The 24,669-nt window shown below is 64.6% G+C and carries 26 protein-coding genes and 2 tRNA genes; 13 read left to right on the top strand and 15 right to left on the bottom strand.

The window, feature by feature from the left end; genetic code table 11:
* Positions 1 to 5: 5 nt before the first annotated feature.
* The 3 genes from ACFO5X_RS01305 to ACFO5X_RS01295 are packed head-to-tail and all read right to left on the bottom strand — an operon-like array spanning position 6 to position 1,899.
* Positions 6 to 476, bottom strand: coding sequence for a DUF2948 family protein (locus ACFO5X_RS01305; protein WP_380715146.1), 471 nt, complete (start codon positions 474 to 476; stop codon positions 6 to 8).
* Complete coding sequence (gene murA / locus ACFO5X_RS01300) at positions 473 to 1,738, bottom strand: UDP-N-acetylglucosamine 1-carboxyvinyltransferase (RefSeq protein ID WP_380715144.1); 1,266 nt, start codon at positions 1,736 to 1,738, stop codon at positions 473 to 475. The genes ACFO5X_RS01305 and murA overlap by 4 nt, the downstream gene beginning before the upstream one ends.
* Positions 1,738 to 1,899 carry a hypothetical protein gene (locus tag ACFO5X_RS01295; RefSeq protein ID WP_380715142.1) on the bottom strand — a complete coding sequence of 54 codons (162 nt, stop codon included), beginning with the start codon at positions 1,897 to 1,899 and terminating at the stop codon, positions 1,738 to 1,740. The genes murA and ACFO5X_RS01295 overlap by 1 nt, the downstream gene beginning before the upstream one ends.
* A 96-nt stretch (positions 1,900 to 1,995) precedes the next feature.
* Here ACFO5X_RS01295 and ACFO5X_RS01290 point away from each other — a divergent pair.
* A tRNA-Thr gene (locus tag ACFO5X_RS01290) sits at positions 1,996 to 2,070 on the top strand.
* 66 nt (positions 2,071 to 2,136) lie between these two features.
* Here the strand turns inward: ACFO5X_RS01290 and ACFO5X_RS01285 are convergent.
* Complete coding sequence (locus tag ACFO5X_RS01285) at positions 2,137 to 2,805, bottom strand: TetR/AcrR family transcriptional regulator (RefSeq protein WP_380715141.1); 669 nt, start codon at positions 2,803 to 2,805, stop codon at positions 2,137 to 2,139.
* A gap of 62 nt (positions 2,806 to 2,867) precedes the next feature.
* Here ACFO5X_RS01285 and ACFO5X_RS01280 point away from each other — a divergent pair, with 62 nt between their 5' ends.
* The 4 genes from ACFO5X_RS01280 to ACFO5X_RS01265 are packed head-to-tail and all read left to right on the top strand — an operon-like array spanning position 2,868 to position 6,761.
* Positions 2,868 to 4,184: a flavin-containing monooxygenase gene (locus ACFO5X_RS01280; protein WP_380715139.1), complete on the top strand. Its 1,317-nt coding sequence runs from the start codon at positions 2,868 to 2,870 to the stop codon at positions 4,182 to 4,184.
* Positions 4,181 to 5,077, top strand: a complete 897-nt coding sequence (locus ACFO5X_RS01275; RefSeq protein ID WP_380715137.1) for a bile acid:sodium symporter family protein — start codon at positions 4,181 to 4,183, stop codon at positions 5,075 to 5,077. Before ACFO5X_RS01280 ends, ACFO5X_RS01275 begins: the two co-directional genes overlap by 4 nt.
* Positions 5,074 to 5,997 carry an SDR family oxidoreductase gene (locus ACFO5X_RS01270; RefSeq protein ID WP_380715135.1) on the top strand — a complete coding sequence of 308 codons (924 nt, stop codon included), beginning with the start codon at positions 5,074 to 5,076 and terminating at the stop codon, positions 5,995 to 5,997. Before ACFO5X_RS01275 ends, ACFO5X_RS01270 begins: the two co-directional genes overlap by 4 nt.
* Positions 5,994 to 6,761 carry an SDR family NAD(P)-dependent oxidoreductase gene (locus ACFO5X_RS01265; protein ID WP_380715133.1) on the top strand — a complete coding sequence of 256 codons (768 nt, stop codon included), beginning with the start codon at positions 5,994 to 5,996 and terminating at the stop codon, positions 6,759 to 6,761. The genes ACFO5X_RS01270 and ACFO5X_RS01265 overlap by 4 nt, the downstream gene beginning before the upstream one ends.
* On the opposite strand, the gene ACFO5X_RS01260 is transcribed toward ACFO5X_RS01265, so the two are convergent.
* Genes ACFO5X_RS01260 through ACFO5X_RS01245 form a run of 4 tightly spaced genes read right to left on the bottom strand, consistent with a single transcriptional unit; the run spans position 6,749 to position 10,704 of the window.
* A complete protein-coding gene (locus tag ACFO5X_RS01260; RefSeq protein ID WP_380715132.1) occupies positions 6,749 to 7,480 on the bottom strand; it encodes a proteasome-type protease in 732 nt (243 codons plus the stop codon). The genes ACFO5X_RS01265 and ACFO5X_RS01260 overlap by 13 nt on opposite strands.
* A 39-nt stretch (positions 7,481 to 7,519) precedes the next feature.
* A complete protein-coding gene (locus tag ACFO5X_RS01255) occupies positions 7,520 to 8,317 on the bottom strand; it encodes a transglutaminase family protein (protein ID WP_380715131.1) in 798 nt (265 codons plus the stop codon).
* A gap of 16 nt (positions 8,318 to 8,333) precedes the next feature.
* The gene (locus ACFO5X_RS01250; protein WP_380715129.1) at positions 8,334 to 9,275 is read right to left on the bottom strand and encodes an alpha-E domain-containing protein; all 942 of its coding nucleotides are present in this window, start codon (positions 9,273 to 9,275) and stop codon (positions 8,334 to 8,336) included.
* Position 9,276: 1 nt separating this feature from the next.
* Positions 9,277 to 10,704 (bottom strand): circularly permuted type 2 ATP-grasp protein, encoded by a 1,428-nt coding sequence (locus ACFO5X_RS01245; RefSeq protein ID WP_380715127.1) that lies wholly within the window; start codon positions 10,702 to 10,704, stop codon positions 9,277 to 9,279.
* A 164-nt stretch (positions 10,705 to 10,868) separates the two neighbouring features.
* On the opposite strand from ACFO5X_RS01245, the gene ACFO5X_RS01240 reads away from it, so the two are divergent.
* Complete coding sequence (locus ACFO5X_RS01240) at positions 10,869 to 11,729, top strand: crotonase/enoyl-CoA hydratase family protein (protein WP_380715125.1); 861 nt, start codon at positions 10,869 to 10,871, stop codon at positions 11,727 to 11,729.
* Between the two features lie 7 nt (positions 11,730 to 11,736).
* Here ACFO5X_RS01240 and ACFO5X_RS01235 read toward each other — a convergent pair whose 3' ends face one another.
* The gene (locus ACFO5X_RS01235; protein ID WP_380715124.1) at positions 11,737 to 13,575 is read right to left on the bottom strand and encodes an FG-GAP-like repeat-containing protein; all 1,839 of its coding nucleotides are present in this window, start codon (positions 13,573 to 13,575) and stop codon (positions 11,737 to 11,739) included.
* A gap of 69 nt (positions 13,576 to 13,644) precedes the next feature.
* Complete coding sequence (locus ACFO5X_RS01230) at positions 13,645 to 14,625, bottom strand: DMT family transporter (RefSeq protein WP_380715122.1); 981 nt, start codon at positions 14,623 to 14,625, stop codon at positions 13,645 to 13,647.
* Positions 14,626 to 14,752: 127 nt separating this feature from the next.
* Between ACFO5X_RS01230 and ACFO5X_RS01225 the strand changes: the two genes are divergently transcribed.
* The gene (locus ACFO5X_RS01225) at positions 14,753 to 15,265 is read left to right on the top strand and encodes a CoxG family protein (RefSeq protein ID WP_380715120.1); all 513 of its coding nucleotides are present in this window, start codon (positions 14,753 to 14,755) and stop codon (positions 15,263 to 15,265) included.
* 143 nt (positions 15,266 to 15,408) lie between these two features.
* Here the strand turns inward: ACFO5X_RS01225 and arsC are convergent, their stop codons facing one another.
* Both arsC and arsB read right to left on the bottom strand, forming a co-directional pair.
* Entirely contained in the window at positions 15,409 to 15,825 is a 417-nt protein-coding gene (arsC, locus tag ACFO5X_RS01220; RefSeq protein ID WP_380715118.1) for an arsenate reductase (glutaredoxin), read from the bottom strand.
* 3 nt (positions 15,826 to 15,828) lie between these two features.
* Positions 15,829 to 16,881, bottom strand: a complete 1,053-nt coding sequence (gene arsB / locus ACFO5X_RS01215; protein ID WP_380715116.1) for an ACR3 family arsenite efflux transporter — start codon at positions 16,879 to 16,881, stop codon at positions 15,829 to 15,831.
* Between the two features lie 118 nt (positions 16,882 to 16,999).
* Between arsB and ACFO5X_RS01210 the strand changes: the two genes are divergently transcribed.
* The 3 genes from ACFO5X_RS01210 to ACFO5X_RS01200 all read left to right on the top strand — a co-directional run bounded on the left by ACFO5X_RS01210 (position 17,000) and on the right by ACFO5X_RS01200 (position 19,116).
* Positions 17,000 to 17,329, top strand: a complete 330-nt coding sequence (locus ACFO5X_RS01210; protein WP_380715114.1) for an ArsR/SmtB family transcription factor — start codon at positions 17,000 to 17,002, stop codon at positions 17,327 to 17,329.
* Between the two features lie 99 nt (positions 17,330 to 17,428).
* Entirely contained in the window at positions 17,429 to 18,358 is a 930-nt protein-coding gene (locus ACFO5X_RS01205) for an ABC transporter ATP-binding protein (protein WP_380715112.1), read from the top strand.
* Positions 18,355 to 19,116, top strand: coding sequence for an ABC transporter permease (locus ACFO5X_RS01200; RefSeq protein WP_380715110.1), 762 nt, complete (start codon positions 18,355 to 18,357; stop codon positions 19,114 to 19,116). Before ACFO5X_RS01205 ends, ACFO5X_RS01200 begins: the two co-directional genes overlap by 4 nt.
* Positions 19,117 to 19,120: 4 nt before the next feature.
* Here the strand turns inward: ACFO5X_RS01200 and lipB are convergent, their stop codons facing one another.
* Positions 19,121 to 19,798, bottom strand: coding sequence for a lipoyl(octanoyl) transferase LipB (gene lipB, locus ACFO5X_RS01195; RefSeq protein WP_380715108.1), 678 nt, complete (start codon positions 19,796 to 19,798; stop codon positions 19,121 to 19,123).
* Positions 19,795 to 20,442, bottom strand: coding sequence for a DsbA family oxidoreductase (locus ACFO5X_RS01190; RefSeq protein WP_380715107.1), 648 nt, complete (start codon positions 20,440 to 20,442; stop codon positions 19,795 to 19,797). The genes lipB and ACFO5X_RS01190 overlap by 4 nt, the downstream gene beginning before the upstream one ends.
* A 150-nt stretch (positions 20,443 to 20,592) precedes the next feature.
* On the opposite strand from ACFO5X_RS01190, the gene ACFO5X_RS01185 reads away from it, so the two are divergent.
* Positions 20,593 to 20,679, top strand: a tRNA-Leu gene (locus ACFO5X_RS01185).
* Positions 20,680 to 20,956: 277 nt separating this feature from the next.
* Positions 20,957 to 22,627 (top strand): thiamine pyrophosphate-binding protein, encoded by a 1,671-nt coding sequence (locus tag ACFO5X_RS01180; protein ID WP_380715105.1) that lies wholly within the window; start codon positions 20,957 to 20,959, stop codon positions 22,625 to 22,627.
* A gap of 1 nt (position 22,628) precedes the next feature.
* Here the strand turns inward: ACFO5X_RS01180 and ACFO5X_RS01175 are convergent, their stop codons facing one another.
* A complete protein-coding gene (locus ACFO5X_RS01175) occupies positions 22,629 to 23,516 on the bottom strand; it encodes a LysR family transcriptional regulator (RefSeq protein WP_380715103.1) in 888 nt (295 codons plus the stop codon).
* 114 nt (positions 23,517 to 23,630) lie between these two features.
* Here ACFO5X_RS01175 and cuyA point away from each other — a divergent pair, with 114 nt between their 5' ends.
* Entirely contained in the window at positions 23,631 to 24,653 is a 1,023-nt protein-coding gene (gene cuyA / locus ACFO5X_RS01170; RefSeq protein ID WP_380715101.1) for a D-cysteate sulfo-lyase, read from the top strand.
* The last annotated feature ends 16 nt before the right edge of the window (positions 24,654 to 24,669 follow it).

Genomic DNA, 24,669 nt, shown 5'->3' with positions numbered 1-24,669 from the left:
TGGGGTCAGTCTCGGTGGTCGGGAACCTTGCCGGAAGGGGCCTTGTAGGGCCGGGTCACGTCCTTGAGCGTGACCTCCAGCGCCTCGACCTCCAGTCGGATCGCCCCGTCCCCGGCCAGGGTCAGCAGCACGTGCCCGGCTCCGTCCTCCCCGGCCTCGAAACTGACCTCCAGCAGCGACAGGACCACGTCCTTCTCGCCCCGCCGAACGCCCTGACTGGCCACCCGCAGCACATTGTCGATCACCAGCAGCGAGCGCACCCGCTCGGGGCCATGGCGTTCTCGCCCGCGATCTTCCCACCGAAACCGGTTCAGCAGGAGCGCAAAGCGTCGCGCGCCGGGTCGCCACGACATTTCGTCCGCCGGAAACACCGCGTCCTGCACCAGGGCCGAAATCACGGCCAGATCGTCGGGTTCCAGCGCTCCAAGATTCAGCGGCCGCTCGGAGCCTTCCTCAAAGGTCGCATCCCGGGTCAAGCGTGCACCCGTTCGATCCGAGCCCCGACGCCGCTCAGCTTGCGCACCACATGTTCGTAGCCGCGGTCGAGATGATAGACGCGCGCGACACGGGTAGACCCCTCGGCCGCCAGCCCGGCCAGGATCAGCGAGACGCTGGCCCGCAGGTCGGTTGCCATGACGGGGGCGCCGCGCAGCTTGCCGACCCCGGTCACGGTGGCGGTGCCGCCATGCACGTCGATCCGGGCGCCCATCCGCATCAGTTCGGGCGCATGCATGAAGCGATTCTCGAAGATCTTCTCTTCCAGAACGCTTACCCCTTCGGCCGTGGTCAGCAGCGCCATCATCTGGGCTTGCAGGTCGGTCGGAAAGCCGGGGTAGGGCTCGGTTGTCACGTTCACCGCCTTGATGTGATCCGAGCGGCGGCGGACGGTCAGGCCCTTGGCGGTCTCGCTCACCTCGACGCCGGCCTCGTCCAGCTTGTCGCAGAAGGCGGCCAGCAGATCGCGCCGGCCCCCCAGCAATTCGATTTCGCCGCCGCAGATCGCCGGCGCGAGCATGTAGGTGCCCAGCTCGATCCGGTCGGTGACAACCGGGTGGGTCGCGCCATGCAGCCGGTCGACGCCCTGGACCGTGATCGTTTCGGTGCCTTCGCCTTCGATCTGCGCGCCCATCTTGCGCAGGCATTGCGCCAGGTCGACGATCTCGGGCTCGCGCGCGGCGCGCTTGATGACCGTGGTGCCCTTGGCCAGCGTCGCGGCCATCAGCGCGTTTTCGGTCGCTCCGACCGAGACGAAGGGAAACTCGATGACGCCACCCTTCAGCCCGCCCGGCGCCTTGGCATGGACATACCCATCGCGCAGATCAAGTTCGGCACCCAGCGCCTCGAGCGCGCGCAGGTGCAGGTCCACGGGCCGAGCGCCGATCGCGCAGCCGCCAGGCAACGAGACCACAGCTTGCCCATCGCGCGCCAGCAGCGGCCCCAGCACGAGAATCGAGGCGCGCATCTTCCGGACGATGTCGTATTCGGCGGTGTGGCTGGTCAGGTCATGGCTCGACAGCGCCAGGACCTTGCCATCCTGCAGCGCCGAGACCTCGGCCCCGAGGGACTGCAGCAGCGTGGTCATGGTCGCAATATCGCTGAGCCGCGGGGCGTTGGTAAGCGTGAGCGGTTCATCGCTCAGCAGGGTCGCCGGCATCAGTGTCAGGCAGGCGTTCTTGGCGCCTGCGATCGGAATTTGCCCCGACAGCGGACCATTGCCCGTCACGACGATCGAATCCATCAGTCCTGCTCCTCTTTCCTGCCTGCGGTTGTCCCGCCTTGTCCGCGCGCCCGTGCCTGGGCCTTGCGCCGCGCGAGGTTTGCCTTCAGCGCGGCCTTGAGCCGTTCGTCACGGTCGGGTTTCTGTTTCGCCCCCTTTCCGGGGGCCGCCTTGTCTGCCATGGGCCCTGTTTATAGCAGGTGGAAAAAAGCGTCCAGATAACCCTTGCACCGTGGTCGGAATGCGTCTAATCACCCGCCACGCCGCCACCGAGGCGCGCTGCTGTAGCTCAGTGGTAGAGCACTCCCTTGGTAAGGGAGAGGTCGACAGTTCAATCCTGTCCAGCAGCACCACCTCGCCTTTCAGTGGCGAATCCCCCCACAATCAAGCGCTTCAGGCTGGCCGTTTCGCAGAGAAACCTAGGGCTGTGGCAGGCCGGCCGCGGCGCGGAAGCCGCTGGCGCAGAAGGTGACGAGGCGGGCTGTAGCGTCCCCCGAGCCTAGAGCGCCCTTGCTGAGCGCGCCAACCCGCCATTGCGAGGTGAGATGCGCCAGCATGGCCGAGACGGCGTAGACAAAGCCCGTGGCCACAGCGTCGCGGTTGGTGTCAGGCGCCAGGGCCGCGAGTTCGTCCAGAAAGAGATGGGCGGTGGGATCGAAATGGGCCGCCGTGATCGCCTTCCACCGGTCGTCCGCCGAGACCTGAGCGACTAGCCGGGCATAGGCGCGCCAGCGTGGATCTGACGCGGCGCGGTCAAGGAAGGGGCGGAAGAAGGCCGAGAAAACAACCTCGACCGTCAGCGGGCCGTGCGCGCGCGAGGCCGCCAGCTCGGCGATTCGCGCCGTCGCGATCTCTCCGGCGCGGCGCGCGACGGTCTCGGCAAAAAGCGCCTCCTTGCTGCCGCCGTGGTGATGAACGAGGCTGACCCGCACCTGCGCCAACGCCGCGATGTCGCGCAGGGTCGAACCGTCGAAGCCGTTGGCGGAAAACACCAATTCCGCGGCATCGAGGATTCTCGCATGGGTGGCCACCGCCCTTTCGGAGGGCGCGCGCTGTCGGGATTTCGGTGACGTCGCTGCGGTGTGCATGGAATAAGCTTGCCTTATATTGAACGCTTGTTCAATCTAATAGCGGGAAGAGGGAGGAGCAGATGACCGACGTGCGCGACCGCTTCGCTCTGATCGGGGCGGGGCCGATGGGGCTGGCTGCAGCCAAGCTGATGGCCGAACTGGGCGTCCCGTTTCAGGGGTTCGAACTGCATTCGGACGTTGGCGGGCTTTGGGACATCACGGCGCCACGTTCCACCATGTATGAGAGCGCGCATCTGATCTCGTCCAAGCGGATGACCGAGTTCACCGATTTCCCGATGCGGGACGAGGTGGCCGAATATCCCTCGCACCGCGAGATGGCGCGATATTTCCGAGACTTCGCGCAGCACTACGGCCTTTACAACCATTATCGGTTCAATGCTGAAGTGCTGTCCTGCAAGCCGCTGGGCGATACGGGCGATGGCTGGGAGGTGCGATGGCGAGATCCGGAGGGCGAGCACCAGGCGGTTTTTGCGGGCGTGATGATCGCCAATGGCACGCTGTCCGAGCCAAACCTTCCCACCTTCCGGGGAGAGTTCACTGGCGCGTTCATTCATGCCGCGCAATACAAGACGGCAACGCAGTTTGACGGAAAGCGTGTGTTGATCATCGGCGCGGGCAACTCGGGCTGCGATATCGCGGTCGACGCGATCCATCACGGGGTGTCCTGCGATCTCTCGATGCGGCGCGGTTATTATTTTGTGCCGAAATATGTGTTCGGACGGCCGGCGGATACGCTGGGCGGCGCGATCAAGCTGCCGATGTGGCTGAAACGCCGGGTCGATGCGCTCATCCTGGGCTGGTTTGTCGGAAATCCGCAGAAATACGGCTTTCCGAAGCCGGATTATCAGCTTTACGAAAGTCACCCGGTAGTCAATTCGCTGGTGCTGTATCACGCTGGCCATGGCGATCTGACGATCCGCCCGGATATCGACCGGTTCGACGGCCAGACCGTTCTTTTCAAGGACGGCAGCCAAGCGGACTACGACATGATTCTTGCCGCGACGGGATACAAGCTGGATTATCCCTTCATCGACCGGGCGGAGTTGAACTGGCAGGGCGATGCGCCGAATCTGTTCCTGAACGCCATGCATCCGCAGCGCGACGATCTTTTCGTCCTGGGGATGATCGAGGCGAGCGGCCTTGGCTGGCAGGGCCGCCATGAACAGGCCGAGATGGTGGTGCGCTACATCCTGGGTCTCAAGCAGGGGAGTACGGCGGCGAAGCTGCTGAAGGACGAGAAGGCCGGCGGCTTTGCCCGGGCGACGGGCGGGATGAATTACATCGATCTGCCGCGTATGGCCTATTACGTGGACAAGGCGACCTATCGCACGGCGGTCAAGGGCTGGATCCGGGCCCTGGGGGGAAGCGCGCAATGATCGACGACGTCGCGCTGACTTTCAGCCCTGGATCGCTGACCCTGCTGAACGCCATCCTCGCTGTGGTGATGTTCTCCATTGCCATCGACCTGAGGCCCCGCGACTTTCGCGCCCTTGTGAACGCACCCCGGTCGCTGATCGTCGGTCTCACCTCGCAGTTTCTCCTGTTGCCGGCCCTGACCTTCCTGCTGATTTCCGTCATCCAGCCGATTCCGTCGATCGCGCTGGGGCTGATCCTTGTTGCGGCCTGTCCAGGCGGCAATATCTCGAACTTCATCACCCATCGGGCGGGGGGCAATGCGGCGCTCTCGGTGTCGATGACGGCCATCGCGACGGTGGGGGCGATTGTTTTGACGCCGTTCAACATCGCATTCTGGGGCAACCTTTATGCGCCGACGCGCGATATCCTGCGGGCGACCCATATCGACCCGGTGCAGGTGGCGGTCACGGTCGGGCTGATGCTGGTGCTGCCGCTGATCCTTGGGGTTTCGCTGAACGTCGCGCGACCCGATCTTACGGCGCGGCTGCGCAAGCCGCTGCAATGGGTTTCGATGGGTATCTTCGTGGCGTTCATCCTTCTCGCGCTCGCCGCGAACTGGAGCTATTTTCTGGAATACGCCGGTTATGTCGCGCTGCTGGTGATCGTTCACAACGGGCTGGCGCTGGGCGGTGGCTATGTTCTGGCGACCCTGACCCGGCTCAGCCCCTATGACCGACGCGCGGTCACCATCGAGACCGGAATCCAGAACTCGGGCCTTGGTCTGGTGCTGATCTTCAGTTTCTTTGGCGGGCTGGGCGGCATGGCCGTGGCGGCGGCCTTCTGGGGCATCTGGCACGCCATTTCCGGCCTTGCGCTGGCCAGCGTGATGGCACGCACCGAGGCGGCCCGATGATCCTGGTGAGCGGCGCTGCCGGAATGGTGGGCCGGGCGCTGCTGGGCGAACTGGCGGACAGGGAGGTGATGGCCACCGATCTGCGTGCCGAGGGCATTCCCGAGGGGGTTCGGTTCGAGCGCATGGATGTGACCAGCGGCGACCCCGCGAGAGTGATTGCGGCGCTGCGCCCCGAAGTGGTGGTGCATCTGGCCTCCATCGTCACGCCCCCGCCCGGGATGGGGCGGGAAGCCGCCTTTGCGGTCGACGTGACCGGCACGCGCAACGTTCTGGACGCCTGCCTGCGCAATGGCGTGCGGCGGCTGGTCGTCACCAGCTCTGGCGCGGCCTATGGGTATCATGCCGACAACCCGGTACCGCTGCGTGAAAGCGATCCCTGCCGGGGGAATCCGGAATTCGCCTATGCGGACCACAAGCGGCAGGTGGAAGAGATGCTGGCCGAGGCCCGCTTGAGTGCACCGCAACTTGAGCAGGTCGTCTTGCGGGTTGGCACCGTGCTGGGGGCAGGCACCGAGAACCAAATCACCGCATTGTTCCGCAAGCCGCGCCTGCTGGCGATCCGGGGCAGCGACAGCCCTTTCGTCTTCATCTGGACCCGCGATCTGGCGCGCATCCTGCGCCGAGCCGCAACTGACGGTCCGGCCGGCATCTTCAACGTGGCGGGCGATGGCGCGATGAGCGTGGAGGATCTGGCCCGTGCCCTGGGCAAGGGCGTTGTGCGCCTGCCGGCCCGGGCCCTTAAGGTGGCGCTGGGAGTGGCGCATCCGCTGGGGCTGTCGCAGTATGGGCCCGAGCAGGTTCGGTTTCTGCAATATCGGCCGGTTCTGGCCAATGACGCCCTCAAGACCGTATTCGGCTATGTGCCGGAACTCACCTCGGCGGAGGTGTTCGACCTCTGGCGGCGGGAGGCGGGGCTGTGAAGACGGCGGTTATCTCCGGGGGGAACGGCGGCCTGGGGCGGGCGATCGCCGCGGCCCTGCAGGCGCGCGGCTGGCGCACGGTGCTTCTGGATCGCGATGTTGCGGGGCTGGAGACGACGGCGAGCCAAAGCCCGGTGCAGGTGGATTTGACCGATGGTGCCGCGCTGGAGGCGGCGGTGATGCGGGTGATCGCCGACCATCCCGCCATCGATCTCGTGGTTTATAACGCGGGCGTCTCGCAGATCGCCGCCTTTGCCGATACGCCCGATGCGACGCACCGGCGGGTGTTCGAGATCAACTATTTCGCCGCCGTCGCCATGGCACGCGGCTTTCTCGGGGCGGTGCGGCAGGCACGGGGCACGCATCTGGCGATTTCCTCGGTGGCGGGGTTCAGCCCGCTGTACCACCGGACCGCCTATGCCGCTTCGAAACACGCATTGGAAGGGTTCTTCGGCTCGCTGCGTTCGGAAGAGGCGGCGCATGGTGTCACCGTCCAGATCGCCGCGCCCAGCTTTGTGGCGACAAATATCGGCAATGCCGCGCCTGCGCCGGATGGACTTGTCCGGCCAGGATCAGCCGCGGATGGCGTGGATTACATGACGCCAGAGGCGGCAGCGGCCGAGATACTTCGGGGCCTCGACCGGGGCCGGCCGTTCATTCCGGTGGGCCGTGTCGCGCGGCTCTCGTGGTGGATCAACCGGCTGTCACCGGAGCTGTTCGAGCGGCTGATGGTGCGCAATATACGCGGTGGTCAGAATTCGTAGGAGGGCAGGGTGTTGAACGCCTCGCGCAGGGCGTTGCCCCAGCCGGTCGAGATCGACTGATACATCGGATCGTCCATCGCGATTCGAATCTGGCGGTCTACCGTGAAAGTGTCCTTGGCGTAGGTCTGAAGGTCGAAGGGCAGGCCGACCGAAAGGTTGGCCTTGACTGTCGAATCGAAGGACACCAGCAACAGCTTGGTCGCCTCGCTGAAAGACATCTCGGGATCGAAGGCACGCACGAGAATGGGCTTGCCGTATTTCGCCTCGCCGATCTGGAAATAGGGCGTTTCGACGGTGGCCTCGATGAAATTGCCCTCGGGATAGACCAGGAACAGGGTCGGCTGACTGCCGTTGACCTGGCCGCCGACGATCAGTGAGGCGCGGAAGGGGCTTTCGGCGTTGCCGCCGGCGGGATCGCTTTCCGCGATGACCTCGCGCAGCGTTGCGCCGACCAGCCGCGCGACCTGAAACATCGTCGGCGCCCGCAGGATCGAAGGATCGCGTTCGCGCGAGGCCTTGGAGCGTTCCTCGAGCAGGCTGATGAGCGCCTGAGTGGTCGCCAGATTGCCGGCCGTCATGATGGTGATGAGCCTGTCGCCGGGCACTTCCCAAGTGAACATCTTGCGGGTCATCGAGAAATTGTCGACCCCGGCATTGGTCCGGGTATCGGACATGAAGACCAGTCCGCGATTGAGTTTCAGGCCGACACAGTAAGTCATGCTGCGCAATGCTCGTCGAGTTTGTGGGTTGCCGTCTGTCTACTGCTGCACCTGCAGCGATACAATCATGGTTTCGTTACCAATTCCATGACGCATGCCCGACAATGGCGCCGCCTGGCTGTAATCGAGCCCGGTTGCCAGCCGGACGTAACGTTCGTCGGGAGAGTGTCCGTTGGAAACGTCGAAGCCGACCCAGCCCAGATCGGGCAGCCAGGCCTCGGCCCAGGCGTGGCCGGCGTCCTGATCGACCCGGTCGTCCATCATCAGATAGCCGCTGACGTAACGGGCCGGGACCCCAGCAATGCGCGCGGCCGAAATGAAGATCTGGGCGTGATCCTGACAGACGCCCTCGCCTCCGGACAGCGCGTCCTCGGCCGGGGTGGCGGCATAGGTCTTGCCGGGCACGTAGGCCACCGCCTCGGCGACCCGCGCCGAGAGCGCGTGCAGCGCGGGCAACAGCCCTTCGGTGGCGTCGATCCCGGCGGCGAGGGCCTTTATCCCGTCGCCGGGCTCGGTCACGGCTGTCTGCTGGCGGTAGTGCCACAGGGGAACCGGACTTGGCATAAAGCCCAGGACCCCGACAGTGTCGGTGGTTTCCACCTTGCCGCGTGCGGTGATCCGCAGCTGGTGCGAGGCGTCTTCCATCAGGACGAGATCGGTGTTGTTGCCATGCGGATCGACATAGCTCACCTCGCACTGTCCGCCGTCCAGATCGATGTCCCACTCCAGCACCTTCTGCTGGCGGTTGCTCGACGGCCGCAGTCTCAGGCGCTGCAGCGCATAGCTCACAGGGGCGTCGTAGCTGTAGTGTGTCGTATGAGAAATGGTGAGAAGCAAAAGCTCTGGTCCTTGATCAACCGTTGAAACGGTAGTCGGTTTCGATCTGCGCCCCCAAGGCATTGTTGTCCACGATGAAGGTGCTGAGGAACTCGTGCAGCCCCTCGTCGAAAATCGATTCGATGTCGCGGTTTCGCAGGCGGGCCCGTTGCCGCATGGCGAGATCATAGCACGGACGGTGTGCGCCGTATTCCTCGGCCATCAAATCCAGATTCTTCACCGTCTGCTCGGCGCAGAAGCACAGAGAGCGCGGCAGGCGGCGGTCAAGGATGAGATAGCGGGCGATGGCCGAGGCAGTGGTGTCGTCCTCGCCCAGCCACCTGAACGAGCGATGGGCGGAGACCGACCGCAGGATCGTTTCCCACTGCATGTTGTCCAGAGAGGAGCCGACAAAGCTCGAATGCGGCAGCAGGGTGTAGTATTTCACGTCCAGGATACGGGCGGTGTTGTCGGCGCGCTCCATGAAGGTGCCGAGGCGCGAGAAGTAATAGATATCGTTGCGCAGCATCGTGCCGTGCAGCGCGCCCCGCACGAGGGCGCTGTGCTGGCGGATGGTGCCCAGCACCTCGGGGAGTTCCGCTTCGCGCACCGGCCGGGCGAGCAGCTGGCACAGCGTCATCCAGTTGTCGTTGACCGCTTCCCAGACCTCGGTGGTGAGCGCGGTGCGCACCAAGCGGGCGTTGTCGCGCGCGTTTTTCACGATGGTCAGCACGCTCGACAGGTTCGAGGGATCGCGCAGCATGAAGTCGATGGCGTCCCGGGCGGTGCAGGCGTCGTACTTCTTGTTGAAAGCCATCAGTACGCCCGATGTGGACAGGACCGATTCCCATTCCGAATCGCGGTTGGAGGAGCGGGTCAGCGCGATGCGGAAGCCAGCCTCGACAAGGCGCGCGATATTCTCGGCCCGTTCGAGGTAGCGGAACATCCAGTAAAGGCCGCCTGCGGTCTTGCCGAGCATGTCAGTCCTCCAGCACCCAGGTGTCCTTTGTGCCGCCGCCCTGGCTGGAGTTGACGACAAGCGACCCCTCCTTGAGCGCGACACGCGTCAGCCCGCCGGGCACGATGTCGATGCCGCGCGGACTGGCCAGCGCGAAGGGCCGCAGATCGACGTGGCGGGGCGCAAGGCCCTTGTCCACGAGGATCGGCACGGTCGAGAGCGCCAGCGTCGGCTGGGCGATATAGTTGCCCGGCTTTGCGCGCAGCTTGGCGGCGAATGACTCAAGCTCGGCCTTGCTGGCGGCGGGGCCGACCAGCATTCCGTATCCGCCCGATCCATGAACCTCTTTCACGACCAGATCCTTGAGGTTGTCGAGTACGTATTTCAGCGCCTCGGGCTCACCGCAGCGCCAAGTCTCGACGTTTTTCAGGATCGCCTTCTCGCCCGAGTAGAATTCGACGATATCGGGCATGTAAGAGTAGATCGCCTTGTCGTCCGCGATGCCCGTGCCCGGCGCGTTGGCGATGGTGATATTGCCGGCGCGATAGACGTCCATGATGCCCGGCACGCCCAGCATCGAGTCGGGGTTAAAGGTCATCGGATCGAGGAAGTTGTCGTCGACGCGACGGTAGAGCACGTCGATCACCTTGTAACCCTGCGTGGTGCGCATCGCGATATGGCCATCGACAACCCGCAGGTCGTGCCCTTCGACAAGTTCGGCGCCCATGTGATCGGCCAGGAAGGAATGTTCGAAATAGGCCGAGTTGTGGATGCCCGGCGTCAGGACAGCGATGGTCGGCTTGCCGGCGCAGCTGTCGGGTGCGCAGGCGGCGAGCGACCGGCGCAGGCTCTTGGGATAGTCGCTGACCTGTTGCACCCGCACGCGGCTGAACAATTCGGGGAACATCTGCAGCATCGTCTCGCGGTCTTCGAGCATGTAGGACACGCCCGAGGGGGTGCGCGCGTTGTCCTCGAGCACGTAGAACTCGTTTTCGCCGGTGCGCACGATGTCGGTGCCGACGATATGGGTGTAGACCCGGCCCGGCGGAGTAAATCCCAGCATCTGCGGCAGGAAGGCGGCGTTTTCCGAGATCAGCCGTTCGGGCAGCCGCCCGGCGCGGATGATCTCCTGACGATTGTAGATGTCGTGCAGGAAGGCATTGATCGCCGCGACGCGCTGCTCGATGCCCTTGGCCAGCCGCGCCCATTCGCGGGCGGAGAGGATTCGCGGCACGAGGTCGAAGGGAATCAGCCGTTCTTGCGCGTCTTGTTCGCCATAGACGTTGAAGGTGATGCCGACGCGGCGAAAGAACGCCTCCGCATCGGTCGATTTCTTGGCCAGCAAGGCGGGATCCTGCTCGGCGAACCAGGCGTGATAGCCGGCATAGGCGGGACGAATGCTGCCGTCCGGCGCAATCATCTCGTCGAAGGGAGGTGGTTTGTTGACCATAGGGTCATATTAGGCCGCTGCTTGCGCCATACAACACGGGCCAATCGTTTCCGCCAAAAATGGTGGCAGACTGCAAAATTTGCCTTTTTTTTGTGCATGCGCGGCCGTTGAAGGCAACCCAAGGGCGAAGCATTCTGCCCCGAGCTCAAGAAGGAGGATGGCCCATGCCCGTGGTGACCTATGACGTTGCCGACCGTATCGCCCGGATCACCCTGAATCGGCCCGAAGTGATGAATGCGATCAATGACGAGTTGCCCGTGGAACTCGCCGCCGCCGTGGCCCGCGCGGATGCCGACCCCGAGGTGCATGTCATTGTGCTGTCGGGGGCCGGCAGGGCCTTTTGCTCCGGATACGATCTGACCTTTTATGCCGAAGGGAACGGGGCCGGGCAGGCCACGCAGGATATGCCCTGGGATCCGATCAGGGATTACAGTTTCATGTGGCGCAATACCCAGCATTTCATGGCGCTGTGGCGGGCGATGAAACCGGTCGTCTGCAAGGTGCACGGCTTCGCCGTGGCGGGAGGCTCGGACATTGCCCTTTGTGCCGACCTGACGATCATGGCCGAGGAGGCCGAGATCGGCTATATGCCGGCCCGCGTCTGGGGCTGTCCAACCACGGCGATGTGGGTCTATCGGCTGGGCGCCGAGCGGGCAAAGCGGATGCTGTTCACCGGCGACCGCATCACCGGCCGCGAGGCGGCTGACATCGGGCTGGTGCTCAAGGCGGTGCCCGCGGCGGAACTGGACGACGAGGTGGAACAGCTGGCGGCGCGGATGGCATCGGTGCCGATCAATCAGTTGGCGATGCAGAAGATGGTGATCAACCAGGCGATCGAGGCGACGGGCCTGATGCAGACCCAGCGGCTGGCGACGATCTTTGACGGGATCACCCGGCACTCGCCCGAAGGCATCCATTTCAAGGACCGTGCCGAGTCAGTGGGCTGGAAGCAGGCAGTCAGAGAACGCGACAGTGGCACCTGGGACTGGACCCGGAACGAGCCGCTGCCCCGGCGAAACCGCTGAGCGGATTTTAGAACAAAACCAGGTCGTTCTGCAGCTGATCCAGCGTCGCGCCGGTCACGATCAGGGTGTCGCCAGTGTCGAAACTCAAGACAACGCGTCCCTCCTGCTGGACGGCGTGCGACATGGCGTCTGCGGCCGACGTGATGCCCAGAGTCTTGGAGAGATGGATCTTGTCCACGTCGTCCTGGAAATCGGCGATCCGGTCGGTGCCGTAGGCCTTGCGGAAGAAGAAGTGATCTGCGCCCGCGCCACCGCGCAGCACGTCCGGCCCCGCCTCGCCGAACAGCCGGTCCCTGCCGTTGCCGCCGATCAGCACATCCCGTCCGGCTCCGCCGCGCAGCACGTCGTTGCCCGCGCCGCCGGAGAGTGTGTCGGCTCCGGCCTCGCCGTGCAACTGGTCGGCACCTGCCTGGCCCCAGAGGCGGTCGTTTCCTGTGCCGCCCCGAATCTCATCCGCGCCCAAGCGTCCGCGGATCGCGTCGTTGCCCGCGCGCCCGAACAGCCAGTCGTCGCCGGCGCCGCCGGGGAAGGTGTTGTTTCCGGCATTGCCCTCACGCCAGATGCGGGGGGTGAAATCCGGCAAGGGCGCTGTCTGGAGATAGACGCCGTATCCGAGCTGATCACCGTTCTGCACATCGAAGCTGTAGAACCGCAGATCGCCGTCAACCATCAACGGAAGCGAACTGTTGCCGAACATGAAGGTGCGGTCGGGGTCGATATCGGCGGCGGTGATCGTTTCGAAGACACCTTGGCCGCCGTTCAGCAGCACGACCGGCACGTTGGCCGAGTCCATTCCGCCGCCAGGCATGAAGGGCAGGACGTCGAGCAGCCCGTCGCCGTTCACATCGCGGATATCGAGAAAGTAGGGCAGATTGCCGCCCTCGAAATAGCCTGCGTCCGGACCGAACCATCGCGCGCTCTGATCGAACAGGGCGCCTTTTGCCCCTACCTTGAAGACCTGGATGGCGTATTCGGGCGTATAACCCAGCCCGTCGCGGCGGCCCTGTCCCAGAACGATCAGCTCGTCCTTGCCGTCATTGTCGAGATCGGCCGTACGGATCGAGATGACCTCTTCCGCGTCCTTCAGCCTGGGATGATCCGGCACCACGATCGCCCGCCTGTCGTCATAGCGTCCCCCCGTGTTGAAATAGACCATCGAGGCGCGTGGCGTTCCCGGCTGTTCCTGCTTGCCGGTGATCAGATCGACCAGACCGTCGCCGTTCAGATCGGCGAATTCGGCCCAATGGGCGCGGTGCATGCTGGACCAGTCGTTCTGGATCGCCAGGCTTTCGGGCAGGAGGGTGCGGTTCAGGGTGAAGCCGCCGCTGCCGTCGTTCAGAAGGAGGAAGGGCTGGGCGTTGTCGCCGTTGCCGTTGGTCTGAACGTAGATGTCGAGGTCGCCGTCGCCGTCAATATCGCCCGAGGTCACCGAATGCGAGAATCCGTTTGCGGGGTTGGGAAAGGCTGTCGGTTTCCAGCCGCCCTTGCCGTCGCTCAGCATCAGCACATCGCGTTCGCCCGGGGCCGGATTCGTGTCAGGTCCGGTATAGGCCACGAAGAAGTCGGTCATGCCGTCGCCGTTGAAGTCCCCGGTCGTCATGTCGCGCGGCACATAGCGCCCGGGCAGCTGCGCGCCCATCGAAAAGGTGCCGTCCGACGCGCCCAGCAGAAGATAGGCGGGATAGTCGCGGCTGTCGTCGCCGTAATTGTCGCTGGCGATCAGAACGTCGCTTATCCCGTCGTCGTTTGCATCCAGCATCTGGACCAGGGTGACGTTGGGCATGGTCACCGGAAGGGTCAGCGCGCCATTTTCAAATTTCAGCTCAAAGCGGTCGCGGACATCCATGTTGATCAGCCTTTTCAATGTAGTGGCTGGAAGCTGCCAGTCAGGTGCCGGTCTGTCAACGCGAAGGGATCATCGCCGCCGTATGCCCGCAGCGCGGGCGACGGCCCGAGCCTTCACCTTTTCGCGGAAGAAGACGAACAGGCCCGAGGCGACGATCATGGCCATGCCGATCCAGACCGGCAGGCCGGGCAGGGTGGCGAAGAAGACCCATCCCCAGAACACGGCCAGAAGCAGTGCGGCGTATTCGAAAGGAGCGACGGTGGCGGCGCTGGCCGAGCGGTAGGCCTGGCTGAGGCAATAGCCGACGACCGTGGAATTGAGGCCCAATCCGATCAGCAGCCACCAGTCCGACCCGGACGGCATCACCCAGGCACGCAGCAGGAAAATCAGGCTGGCGTTGGGGGTATGTTCGGCATAACGGCCATCGCCGGCTACCAACCAGAAGGCGAGCGAGACCACGATGAAGGTGGCCTGAATGTAGACCGTAAGCACCGAGGCGCGTGTCGAGATGCCCAACCTTCGGGTCAGGATCTGCTGGATCGCGTAGCAGAGCGCCGAGAGCACCGGCAGGGACATCACCCAGCGGCTGACGCCGAGGACTTCGGAACTGGCCCAGGGTCGCTGCATGATCACCACGCCGGCAAACCCGAAGGCGACGGCCCCAAGACGCAGCGGGCCGACCTTCTCGCCCAGGAAGGGGATCGAGAGCAGGGTTATGAAGAGCGGCGCGACAAAGAAGAGGGCGGTCACATCGGCCAGCGGCAGTACGGCGAGAGCGCAGAAGTACGTCATGTTCGAGATCACGACCAGCAGCCCGCGCAGCGCATGAAGGAGCGGTGTGCGGGTGCGGAGCAGTGAGAGCCCGCCCTCGAACTGTACCATCATGAGCCCGAAGACGATGCCGATGGCCGAGCGCAGGAACACCACCTGATGCAGCGCATAGCCGCCCGAGAGCGCCTTGATCATCACGTCGTTGGCCGAGATCGCCAGCATGGCGACGAGGACAAAGGCGATGGCCGCGCCAGGGCGGTTGATCGGTTGCGTCTGCATGGCTGCCTCTTCTCTCGATGCCACGGCCCTATCATGATCGGGGTACGTGGTGAATGGCCGAGGAGGGACCTTGGCCGCGCGGACGCGTTGGGGTAGATCAGGACAGGCCCGCAGGAGGAATACGACCATGCAGATGAGCGAACAGCGCGAGATCAAGGCCGATCCGGCCACCGTCTATGGCGCGCTTCTGGATCCCGAGGTGCTCAAATTTTGTGTGCCCGGCGCGCAGGAAGTGACGGGCAATCCGGACGAGGGCTATACCGCGACCGTGGTGCAGAAAGTGGGGCCAGTGAAGGCGACCTTCACGGGGCAGGTCACGATGTCGGACATGGTGGAGAATGAAAAGCTGACCATCACCGGCGAAGGGAAGGGCGGCGCGGCCGGGTTCGCCAAGGGCGGTGCGGTGGTCACGTTGAGCGCCATCGAGGGCGGCACGCTGCTGGCCTATGACGTCGAGGCGAAGGTCGGAGGCAAGCTGGCGCAGCTGGGCAGCCGGCTGATCGACGGCTTTGCCAAGAAGATGGCGGATGAATTCTTCACCCGGCTGGTGACTCATCTGGAGGGGCCGCAGGAGCCCCCGGAAGGGGAGCCGGAGGGAGAGAAGAAGGGCTGGCTGGGGCGACTGACCGGGCGGAGCTGAGCCGGGTCACAGGAATGTCCCAGCTAGGACGGGGGGTCAACGTATTGATTCCCCGACGTTTTTGATGAGTGCCTATTTTTTGCGCAGATACTGCTGTGCTTGAAACGGGGTGGATCGAGGTTGCGCGGACGCGGTGAACGGGCCTAGAGCCGTCGGCCCGAGGCGTCGATCACCATCTTTCCGTCCTCCTTGCAGACGGGGCCAGGCGGCAGGGTTTCCATCAGGTCGAAGACCGCTTCGGACGGTCGGCAGAGCCTGACGCCCCTGGGCGTGCAGACGATGGGGCGGTTCACCAGCACCGGATGGGCGACCATCGCGTCGAGCAGGGCATCATCGGAGACGGCCTCGTCGAGCAGACCCAGTTCGGCCGCCGGCGTTTTCGAGGTGCGCAGCGCCTCGCGCGGGGTGAGGCCGGCGGCGGCGAACAAGCCGAGAAGCTGCGAACGGGTCCAGCCTTCTGTCAGATAGTCGATCACGACAACCTCTTCACGGCCGGCCCGCAGGAAGGCGAGCGCGTTGCGCGAGGTGCCACAGTCCGGATTGTGATGGATGACGATCATGGATCAGACCCTTGCAGGAGTATCGGGAAAGCGGGCTCGGGTGCGATTGGCGAAGGCGACGAGCGAGAGCATGACCGGAACCTCGACCAGCACGCCGACCACTGTGGCGAGCGCTGCGCCGGAATTCAGGCCGAAAAGCGAGATGGCCACCGCCACTGCCAGTTCGAAAAAGTTCGACGTGCCGATCATCGCGCAGGGGGCGGCGATGCGGTGGGGAATGCGCAGCGCATAGGCGGCGCCGTAGGCCAGCGCGAAGATGCCGTAGCTCTGGATCAGGATCGGGACGGCGATCAGCGCGATCACGATGGGGCGGTCGAGGATGACGCCGCCCTGCAAGCCGAAGAGGATGACCACGGTGGCGATCAGGCCGATCATCGACCAGGGCTTGATGCGGGCGGTGAAGGCCTCGATGGCCTGCGGATTGCCAAGGGCGCGCCGGGTCGCCATGCCGGCCGCCAGGGGCAGGACGACATAGAGCAGGGTGGCCAGGATCAACGTGGACCAGGGCACAGCGATTTCGGTCACGCCGAGCAGGAAGGCGACGATGGGGGCGAAGGCCACGACCATGATCAGATCGTTCACCGAGACCTGCACGAGGGTATAGGTGGCATCGCCCCGGGTCAGCTGCGACCAGACGAAGACCATCGCGGTGCAGGGGGCCGCGCCCAGTAGGATCAGCCCGGCGGTGTATTGCGCGGCGTCCTGGGGCGAAATCAGCGGGGCGAAGATGTGGTCGAAGAATAGCACGGCAAGCAGCGCCATCGTGAAGGGCTTGATCAGCCAGTTGATGACCAGCGTCACGAGAAGGCCCCGCGGTTGGCGGGCCACGCCTTTGACGGCGCCGAAATCGACGCCAATCATCATCGGATAGACCATGGCCCAGATCAGCACCGCCACGACGATGTTGATCGAGGCAACCTCGGCGGCGGCGATTGCGCCGAACAGGCCGGGTGCCACAGCGCCGAGCAGGATGCCGCCGGCTATGGCCAGCGCGATCCAGAGCGACAGGAGACGTTCGAAGCGGCCCATGGGGGCGGGGAATTCGGAATTGGACATGGAGCGGATCACAGTCGAGGCAAAGCGTTTCTTCATTTCGCGTAAACACGAATTGATGGGTGCTTAGCGGTCTGTGCCGACCCTTGTCAACTGTCTTCATTTCGCATAATCCCGAAATATGGATGATGCTCTGGCAATAGACGCGCTGGGTGCGCTGGCCCATGCGGGACGGCTGGCGGTGTTTCGCCTGCTCGTGCGGCGCGGGCCCCGCGGCACGCCCGCGATGGAGGTCGGCAAGGCGCTGGACATGAAGCCATCGACCCTGTCCGGCCATCTGTCGGCCTTGAAACGGGCGGGGCTGGTCACGTCCGAACGGCGGCACCGCGAAATCCTCTACGCGCCGGATTTCGCGGCGGTGAACGGGCTGGTGGCTTTCCTGCTGGAGGATTGCTGCGACGGCAATCCGGACGCCTGCGCCGGCTTCCGGTCGGTCACGGCGCAAGTCTAGCGCCCATGGTCTTCAAGGCCGCACACCCCCCTGTGCGCGCCCCAGACTTGGCCGGAACAACACCAAGGGCTATCTGCCTGAGATCGAAAGGGCCCGAACATGTCAGCCATTCTTTCAATTCGTGATCTAAAGAAATCCTATGCCTCGGGCCAGGTGGCGCTGAAGGGCGTGACGCTGGACATCGAGGAGGGCGAGATCCTCGCGCTGCTCGGGCCCAACGGCGCGGGCAAGACAACGCTGATCGCGACCGTCTGCGGCATCGTCAATCCGACCTCGGGCAGCGTCACGGTGGGCGGGCACGACATTCAGCGCGACTATCGCGCCGCGCGCGAGATGATCGGCCTGGTGCCGCAGGAAGTGGCCCTGGAGCCCTTCGAGAAGGTGTGGAACACGGTGCGCCTGTCGCGCGGGCTGTTCGGGAAGCCGAAGAACGACGCGCTGATCGAGCGCATCCTGAAGCGACTGTCGCTGTGGGACAAGCGGACGGCGCGGATCAACGAGCTGTCGGGCGGAATGAAACGCCGGGTGCTGATCGCCAAGGCCCTGAGCCACGAGCCGCGGGTGCTGTTCCTGGACGAGCCGACCGCCGGGGTGGACGTGGAACTGCGCAAGGACATGTGGGACATCGTGGCCGAACTGAAGGCGCAGGGTGTCACCATCATCCTGACGACGCATTACATCGAAGAGGCCGAGGCCATCGCCGACCGGGTGGGTGTGATCGCCAAGGGGGAAATCCTGCTCGTCGAGGAGAAGGCCTCGCTGATGGACCGGATGGGCAAGAAGCAGATCGAACTGCAACTGGCCGAGCCGCTGGATGCGGTGCCCGAGGCGCTGGCCCATCAGAACCTGGTGGTGGGCGGGGACGGGCATTCGCTGGTCTATACCTACGATACGCGCGGGCCACGCACCGGGCTGACGCAGCTGCTGAACGATCTCGCCGCGGCCGGGCTGAGGCTGCGCGACGTGCAGACGCGGCAATCGAGCCTTGAGGACATCTTCGTCGATCTGGTGCGGGAGAACGCGCAATGAACCTGACCGCCATCCGCGCCATCTATCGCTATGAGATGATGCGCTTTTTCCGGACGCTGCTGCAAAGCTTCCTGTCGCCGGTGATTTCGACCTCGCTGTATTTCGTCGTGTTCGGCGCGGCCATCGGCAGCCGGATCGAGGAAGTGGAGGGCGTGAGCTATGGCGCGTTCATAGTGCCGGGGCTGGTGATGCTGTCGGTCATTACGCAGGCGATTTCCAACGCGTCCTTCGCGATCTACTTCCCGAAGTTCATCGGCACGACCTACGAGATCCTCTCGGCCCCGGTGAGTTTCATCGAGATCGTGACCGGCTATGTCGGTGCGGCGGCGACCAAGTCGCTGTTCATCGGGGTGGTGATCCTGGCCACATCGACGCTGTTCGTCGACATGTCGGTGGCGCATCCGGTGGCGATGGTGGCCTTCCTTCTGCTGACCTGTCTCAGCTTTGCGCTGATGGGGTTCATCATCGGGATATGGGCCAAGAACTTCGAACAGCTGCAGCTGGTGCCGCTGCTGATCGTGACGCCGCTGATCTTCCTGGGAGGGTCGTTCTATTCGGTGTCGATGCTGCCGCCGGTCTGGCAGACCATCGCACTGTTCAACCCGGTGCTTTACCTCATCTCGGGATTTCGCTGGGCGTTCTTCGGGATGGCGGATGTGCCGGTGGGGATGAGCCTGTTGGCCATCGCCCTGTTCACCGGGCTGTGCCTTGCGGTCATCTGGTGGATCTTCCGCACGGGCTGGCGGCTGCGGGTCTGAGCCGCTAGGCCGACTTCAGCGCGCATTTCATCCCCGCCCCGAAGACCTGATCGAAGGTCTCGCGCAGGGCGAGGTCGAGGTCCTCCATAGTCACCGGCAGGCCGAGGTCGACCAGGCTGGTGACGCCATGGTCGCGGATTCCGCAGGGGACGATGCCGTCGAAATGGGTGAGGTCCGGCTCGACGTTGATGGCGATGCCGTGGAAACTGACCCATTTGCGCAGGCGGATGCCGATGGCGGCGATCTTGTCCTCGGCCGGTCCGCCATCGGGCGCGGGCGGTTTCTCGGGGCGTTCGACCCAGACGCCGACGCGGCCCGGGCGGATGTGGCCGGTCACGTTGAAGCGGGCAAGGGCGGCGATCACCCAGCGTTCAAGGGCATCGACGAAGCAGCGCACGTCGCGCCCGCGCGCGCCGACGTCGAGCATGACATAGACCACCCGCTGGCCCGGGCCGTGATAGGTATATTGCCCGCCGCGCCGGGCCTGATGCACCGGAAAGCGGTGCGGATCGGTGAGATCCTCGGGGCGCGCACTGGTCCCGGCGGTGTAGAGCGGGGGATGTTCGAGGAACCAGATGCATTCCTCGGCCGTGCCCGCCGCGATGCCTGCCACGCGCGCCTCCATCGTGGCCAGAGCCGCGTCATAGGAGGTGAGGCCCGGCGTGGTGATCCACTCCATCACGCAGCCTCGGCGGCGCAGCGTTGCAGGACCTTCACATAGTTCTCGACCCCCTGCGCGCCGGTCACCAGGTATTTGCCGCCAAAGATCATTGCGGGCACGCCGGTGATGCCGTTCTCGATCCAGGTGCCGAGCTTCTCTCGGGTCTCGGCCGCGCGGCTGCCGCTTTCGATGATCTGGCGCGCCTCGGCCGGGTCGAGGCCGACGGACTGCGCAACTTCCACCAGAACGTCGATGTCGGACACATCGCGTCCTTCGGTGAAATAGGCGCGGAACAGGGCGAGCTTGAGCGGATGCTGCAGGTTCTGCTCCATCGCCCAGTCGAGCAACTGATGCGCGGCGAAGGTGTTCACCATGCGCATGTCGTCGCTGTACCGGAAATCGATTCCCACCTCCTTGCCGACAGCGCCCAGACGTGCCCGGGCGGCCTGGCTCTGTTCGACGGTGATGCCGTATTTCTCCATCAGATGTTCCCGCAGGTTCTGGCCTTCGGGGCCCATGTCGGGATTCAGCTCGAACGGATGCCAGCGGACGATGGCGCCAAGCCCGGTCTGGCCAAGCGCCTGTTCCAGCTGGCGAAATCCGACATAGCACCAAGGGCAGACGACATCCGAAACGATATCGACCTGAACGGTTGGCAAACTCATGGCGCGGCTCCTTCGCGGCGGGAGGTCTTCGATCTGTTAACATAGGGCGGCCGCCGACGGGACTCACCCCCGCGCACGAAAATCGTGCATATTTGCCTCTTCACAAGCTTCGCCCCCTCGGTTATAGCCCCCGCTACCAAGCCTAGATGTGCGGTCGTGGCGGAATTGGTAGACGCGCAGCGTTGAGGTCGCTGTTCCTTAACCGGAGTGGAAGTTCGAGTCTTCTCGACCGCACCATTTACCCCGAAAATGTGAAATTAGCTGCGCCCGAAGCGCTTTCGGGTGGCGGAGCAGTTTGCATTCTCGGCTGTAGGTCGGTCGCTATCCCAATATCATCGAGCGAGCGCGGCCCGGCTGACACCTCTGGCACGGCCCGAAGCGAAAAAAATCGCTGGTTGAGCTGTGGATCCGAGGCTTGGCGATGGACAAGGGGGGCCAGACGGTGACACACCGGGCCTGGTTTTGCCGCAGGGCGAAGCCGGTGACGAAGGCATCTAGCAGGATGGAGACGGCGATGCGCAACGGTGGACAGCTTCTGGTGGATTGCTTGATCGCATTGGGCGGGCGGAAGGCCTTTGGCGTGCCGGGGGAAAGCTATCTCGCGGTGCTGGATGCGTTGCATGACACCAATGGCAAGCTCGACTTCGTGCTGTGCCGCAACGAGGGCGGGGCGGCGTTCATGGCGGCGGCCTGGGGCAAGCTCACCGGTTCGCCCGGCCTGTGCCTTGTCACGCGCGGACCCGGCGTAACCAATGCCTCGATCGGCATTCACACGGCGATGCAGGATTCGGCGCCGATGATCGTGATGGTCGGGCAGGTCGGCACTGACATGAAGGGGCGCGAGGCCTTTCAGGAGATCGACTATCGCGCCGTTTTCGGCACGATGGCGAAATGGGCGGTGGAGATCGACGACATCGGGCGGATCCCCGAGATTATCGCCCGGGCCTGGAAGACGGCCACGACGGGCCGCCCGGGGCCGGTGGTGATTGCACTGCCCGAGGACATGCTGACCGACCTGACCGAGGCCGCGGCCCTGACCGGCCCGGCCGACATTCCCGAGCCCGAGCCGGCGGCGCGCGCCATGGACAAGGCCCGCGCAATCCTGTCAGAGGCCCGGCGGCCGGTGATTCTGTATGGCGGCTGCAACTGGACCGCCGCGGGCAGCGCCGCGCTGCAGGCCTTTGCCGAGGCGTCGGACATCCCCGTGGTCAACGTCTTCCGATATCAGGACCAGTTCGACAACCGCTCGCCGGTGTTCTGTGGCGAGGCGGGGGTCGGCATGGTGCCGTCGGTCAAGAAGCTATTGTCGCAGGCCGATGCGATCCTGGCCGTGAACTGCCGCTTTGGCGAGAACTCGACCGATGGCTATACGGTGCTGGATGTGCCGCTGCCGAAGCAGCGGCTGATCCACGTGCATGGGTCGGATCTGGAGATCGGCAAGGTGTATCAGCCGGAGATCGGCATTCAGGCCGGGCCGAACGCCTTTGCCCTGGCGCTGGCGCAGGAACCGGTACGGGGCGACTGGGCCGACTGGCGTGCCGAGGGGCGGGCGGCCTATGAGGCGGCGCTGGACCTGCCCGATCTCGATTCGCCAGTGGACATGGGCAAGGTCATGGCGCATCTGCGCGCGATCCTGCCCGAGGACGTGATCCTGACGAACGGGGCGGGGAATTTTGCGGTCTGGCCGAACAAGTTCTTTCCCTTCGGACCCAAGGCGCGGCTGCTTGCTCCTCAGTCGGGCGCGATGGGATATGGCTTGCCGGCGGCGGTGGCGGCCAAGATCGCCCATCCCGAGCGGACGGTGGTCTGTTTTGCGGGGGATGGAGATTTCCAGATGAACTGCCAGGAACTGGGCACAGCGATGCAGGCGGGGGCGCAGCCGATCGTTCTGATCCTGAACAATGGCATATACGGCACGATCCGGGCGCATCAGGAGAGGCATTACCCGGGGCGGGTATCGGGCACGTCGATGCAGAACCCGGATTTCGGGGCGCTGGCGCGGGCCTATGGCTATCACGGCGAGCGGGTGGAGCGGACCGAGGATTTTGCGGCGGCGTTCGAGCGGGCGCTGGCGTCGAAGACCGGGGCGGTGCTGGACCTGAACATCTCGGCCGAGGCGCTGACACCGCGGCAGTCGCTGTCACAGATGCGCGCGGCGGCGCTGGCCGCGCGCGGACAGGGATGAGCTAGCGGACCTCGAGAACGGCGAGTTCCGACCAGATGCGGTCTTCGGCCGCCGATTTGCGGCCGATCAGCCGGGTGGCGGCCGTCGCGAGGCGCGGGGTCGGGAGCATGTCTGCATAGCTTTGCAGGGCGCTGCGCGTCGGCAGGGTGTGAAGCATCGACTGCGGAATCCAGGCAATGCCAACGCCGCTGGCCGCAAGCTGCATGGCGGCGACGGTCAGCGCGGTTTCGACCCTTACCTCGGGGGTGATTTCGGGCGGGATGTGCGGGTTGACCTCGGTGTCGATGAGCTTGCCGAGGAAGACGTCGGAGGGATAGGCGATCACGGGCAGGTGCCCGTCGGCGATCAGGGGGCGCATCGATGCCGTGCCGACGGGGATCAGGTCTTCCTTCGCGATGATCCGTTCTTCGGCGTATTCCTCGGGCGGATGGGCGAGTTCGCTCATCGCCTTGTAGGTCAGGACCAGATCCGCCTCCTTGGTGATGAGCATGCCCCAGCATTCGGATCGGTTTGCCGAGCGCAGGCGGATCTTGTAGCCGAGCGCGCCGAGGCTGTCGGCGATCAGCTGCGGCAAAAGCGAGGTCGTGATCGCGTGCTGGCTGGCGATGACGATGCGGCTACTGACCTGGCGTTCGGCCTTGCGCAGGTCTACGACAAGGGCCTTCAGCTCGGATGACAGGCGGCGCAGGCGGTCTTCCTGTTCGATCAGCGTTTCGGTCGGGCGGGCCGGCTTGCGGGAACGGTCGATCAATTCGACGCCGAGATACTCCTCGATGCTGCGCACCCGGCGCGAGAAGGCGGGTTGGGTCAGGTAGCGGCGGTTTGCCGCCTCGTTCAGAGAGTCGCTTTCGAAGATCGCGACGATGTCTTCGAGCCATTCCAGTTTCATACGGGCACCCCTTCACATTATGCAAGTTTCGCATGATAGAGCGGGAAGTTCGCATTTGAGAAGCCATTTTTGTTGAGGCATTCTGTGTTTGGACGCTTTTCCGGAGGACAAACTATGCATTTTGCGCGATTTGAGCGCGTTCGACTGGCCCACCTGCCGACGCCGCTGGAACCGATGAACCGGCTTTCGGATGCGCTGGGCGGGCCGCGGCTGTGGATCAAGCGGGACGACTGCACCGGCATGTCCACGGGCGGCAACAAGACGCGCAAGCTGGAGTTCCTGATGGGCGAGGCGCTGGCGCAGGGGGCCGATACGGTCATCACCCAGGGCGCGACGCAGTCGAACCATGTGCGCCAGACCGCTGCCTTTTGCGCGCGGCTGGGACTGGAATGCCACGCGATCCTGGAAGACCGCACCCGGTCGAACGATCCCGATTACCGTTTGAACGGCAACGTCCTGCTGGACGGGCTGCATGGGGCGACGGTCGAGCACGTGCCGGCCGACACCAATATGGTCGAGGCCTGCGAGACCGCTGCGGCGGCGCTACGGGCGAAGGGCAAGTCGCCCTATGTCATCCCCGGTGGCGGGTCGAACGCGGTCGGGGCGCTGGGCTATGCCAATTGCGCGCTGGAACTGGTCAATCAGGCCAACGAGATGGGGTTGAAGATCTCACGCATTGTGCATGCGACCGGGTCTGCCGGAACGCAGGCGGGGCTGGTGACCGGGCTGCGGGCGATCAATTCCGGCATTCCGCTGCTTGGGATCGGCGTGCGTGCGCCCAAGGAAAAGCAGGAGGCGAACGTTTTTGCCCTTGCGCAGGCAACAGCCGACAAGCTGGGCTGTCCAGGCGTGGTGTCGCGCGAGGATGTCGTTGCCAATACCGATTATGTCGGCAAGGGTTACGGCATTCCCAACGAGGGGACCATCGAGGCGATCGAGATGTTTGCGCGGTATGAAGGTATCCTTCTCGACCCGGTCTATTCGGGCAAGGGCGGGGCTGGGTTGATCGACCTGATCCGCAGGAAGACCTTCGACGGAGCCGAAAACATCGTCTTTCTGCACACCGGCGGATCGGCAGGGCTGTTCGGATACCGCTCGACCTTTCGCGAACCGGAACTTGTCACGCTGGCGGCCTGACCGGCCGGAAGGACAG

Origin of the sequence: Seohaeicola nanhaiensis (assembly GCF_042654245.1) — a bacterium.
GTDB classification, from domain to species: Bacteria; Pseudomonadota; Alphaproteobacteria; order Rhodobacterales; family Rhodobacteraceae; genus Seohaeicola_A; species Seohaeicola_A nanhaiensis.
The sequence above is the reverse complement of the archived record's forward strand: the minus strand, read 5'-3'. Positions and strand labels throughout refer to the sequence as shown.

What these genes read in the sequence shown, in the direction of transcription:
- murA (WP_380715144.1), bottom strand. Translation starts at nt 1,738, where the DNA reads ATGGATTCGATCGTCGTGACGGGCAATGGTCCGCTGTCGGGGCAAATT.
- ACFO5X_RS01295 (WP_380715142.1), bottom strand. Translation starts at nt 1,899, where the DNA reads ATGGCAGACAAGGCGGCCCCCGGAAAGGGGGCGAAACAGAAACCCGAC.
- ACFO5X_RS01285 (WP_380715141.1), bottom strand. Translation starts at nt 2,805, where the DNA reads ATGCACACCGCAGCGACGTCACCGAAATCCCGACAGCGCGCGCCCTCC.
- ACFO5X_RS01280 (WP_380715139.1), top strand. Translation starts at nt 2,868, where the DNA reads ATGACCGACGTGCGCGACCGCTTCGCTCTGATCGGGGCGGGGCCGATG.
- ACFO5X_RS01275 (WP_380715137.1), top strand. Translation starts at nt 4,181, where the DNA reads ATGATCGACGACGTCGCGCTGACTTTCAGCCCTGGATCGCTGACCCTG.
- ACFO5X_RS01270 (WP_380715135.1), top strand. Translation starts at nt 5,074, where the DNA reads ATGATCCTGGTGAGCGGCGCTGCCGGAATGGTGGGCCGGGCGCTGCTG.
- ACFO5X_RS01260 (WP_380715132.1), bottom strand. Translation starts at nt 7,480, where the DNA reads ATGACTTACTGTGTCGGCCTGAAACTCAATCGCGGACTGGTCTTCATG.
- ACFO5X_RS01250 (WP_380715129.1), bottom strand. Translation starts at nt 9,275, where the DNA reads ATGCTCGGCAAGACCGCAGGCGGCCTTTACTGGATGTTCCGCTACCTC.
- ACFO5X_RS01245 (WP_380715127.1), bottom strand. Translation starts at nt 10,704, where the DNA reads ATGGTCAACAAACCACCTCCCTTCGACGAGATGATTGCGCCGGACGGC.
- ACFO5X_RS01240 (WP_380715125.1), top strand. Translation starts at nt 10,869, where the DNA reads ATGCCCGTGGTGACCTATGACGTTGCCGACCGTATCGCCCGGATCACC.
- ACFO5X_RS01235 (WP_380715124.1), bottom strand. Translation starts at nt 13,575, where the DNA reads ATGGATGTCCGCGACCGCTTTGAGCTGAAATTTGAAAATGGCGCGCTG.
- ACFO5X_RS01230 (WP_380715122.1), bottom strand. Translation starts at nt 14,625, where the DNA reads ATGCAGACGCAACCGATCAACCGCCCTGGCGCGGCCATCGCCTTTGTC.
- ACFO5X_RS01225 (WP_380715120.1), top strand. Translation starts at nt 14,753, where the DNA reads ATGCAGATGAGCGAACAGCGCGAGATCAAGGCCGATCCGGCCACCGTC.
- arsC (WP_380715118.1), bottom strand. Translation starts at nt 15,825, where the DNA reads ATGATCGTCATCCATCACAATCCGGACTGTGGCACCTCGCGCAACGCG.
- arsB (WP_380715116.1), bottom strand. Translation starts at nt 16,881, where the DNA reads ATGTCCAATTCCGAATTCCCCGCCCCCATGGGCCGCTTCGAACGTCTC.
- ACFO5X_RS01210 (WP_380715114.1), top strand. Translation starts at nt 17,000, where the DNA reads ATGGATGATGCTCTGGCAATAGACGCGCTGGGTGCGCTGGCCCATGCG.
- ACFO5X_RS01205 (WP_380715112.1), top strand. Translation starts at nt 17,429, where the DNA reads ATGTCAGCCATTCTTTCAATTCGTGATCTAAAGAAATCCTATGCCTCG.
- ACFO5X_RS01200 (WP_380715110.1), top strand. Translation starts at nt 18,355, where the DNA reads ATGAACCTGACCGCCATCCGCGCCATCTATCGCTATGAGATGATGCGC.
- ACFO5X_RS01190 (WP_380715107.1), bottom strand. Translation starts at nt 20,442, where the DNA reads ATGAGTTTGCCAACCGTTCAGGTCGATATCGTTTCGGATGTCGTCTGC.
- ACFO5X_RS01180 (WP_380715105.1), top strand. Translation starts at nt 20,957, where the DNA reads ATGCGCAACGGTGGACAGCTTCTGGTGGATTGCTTGATCGCATTGGGC.
- ACFO5X_RS01175 (WP_380715103.1), bottom strand. Translation starts at nt 23,516, where the DNA reads ATGAAACTGGAATGGCTCGAAGACATCGTCGCGATCTTCGAAAGCGAC.
- cuyA (WP_380715101.1), top strand. Translation starts at nt 23,631, where the DNA reads ATGCATTTTGCGCGATTTGAGCGCGTTCGACTGGCCCACCTGCCGACG.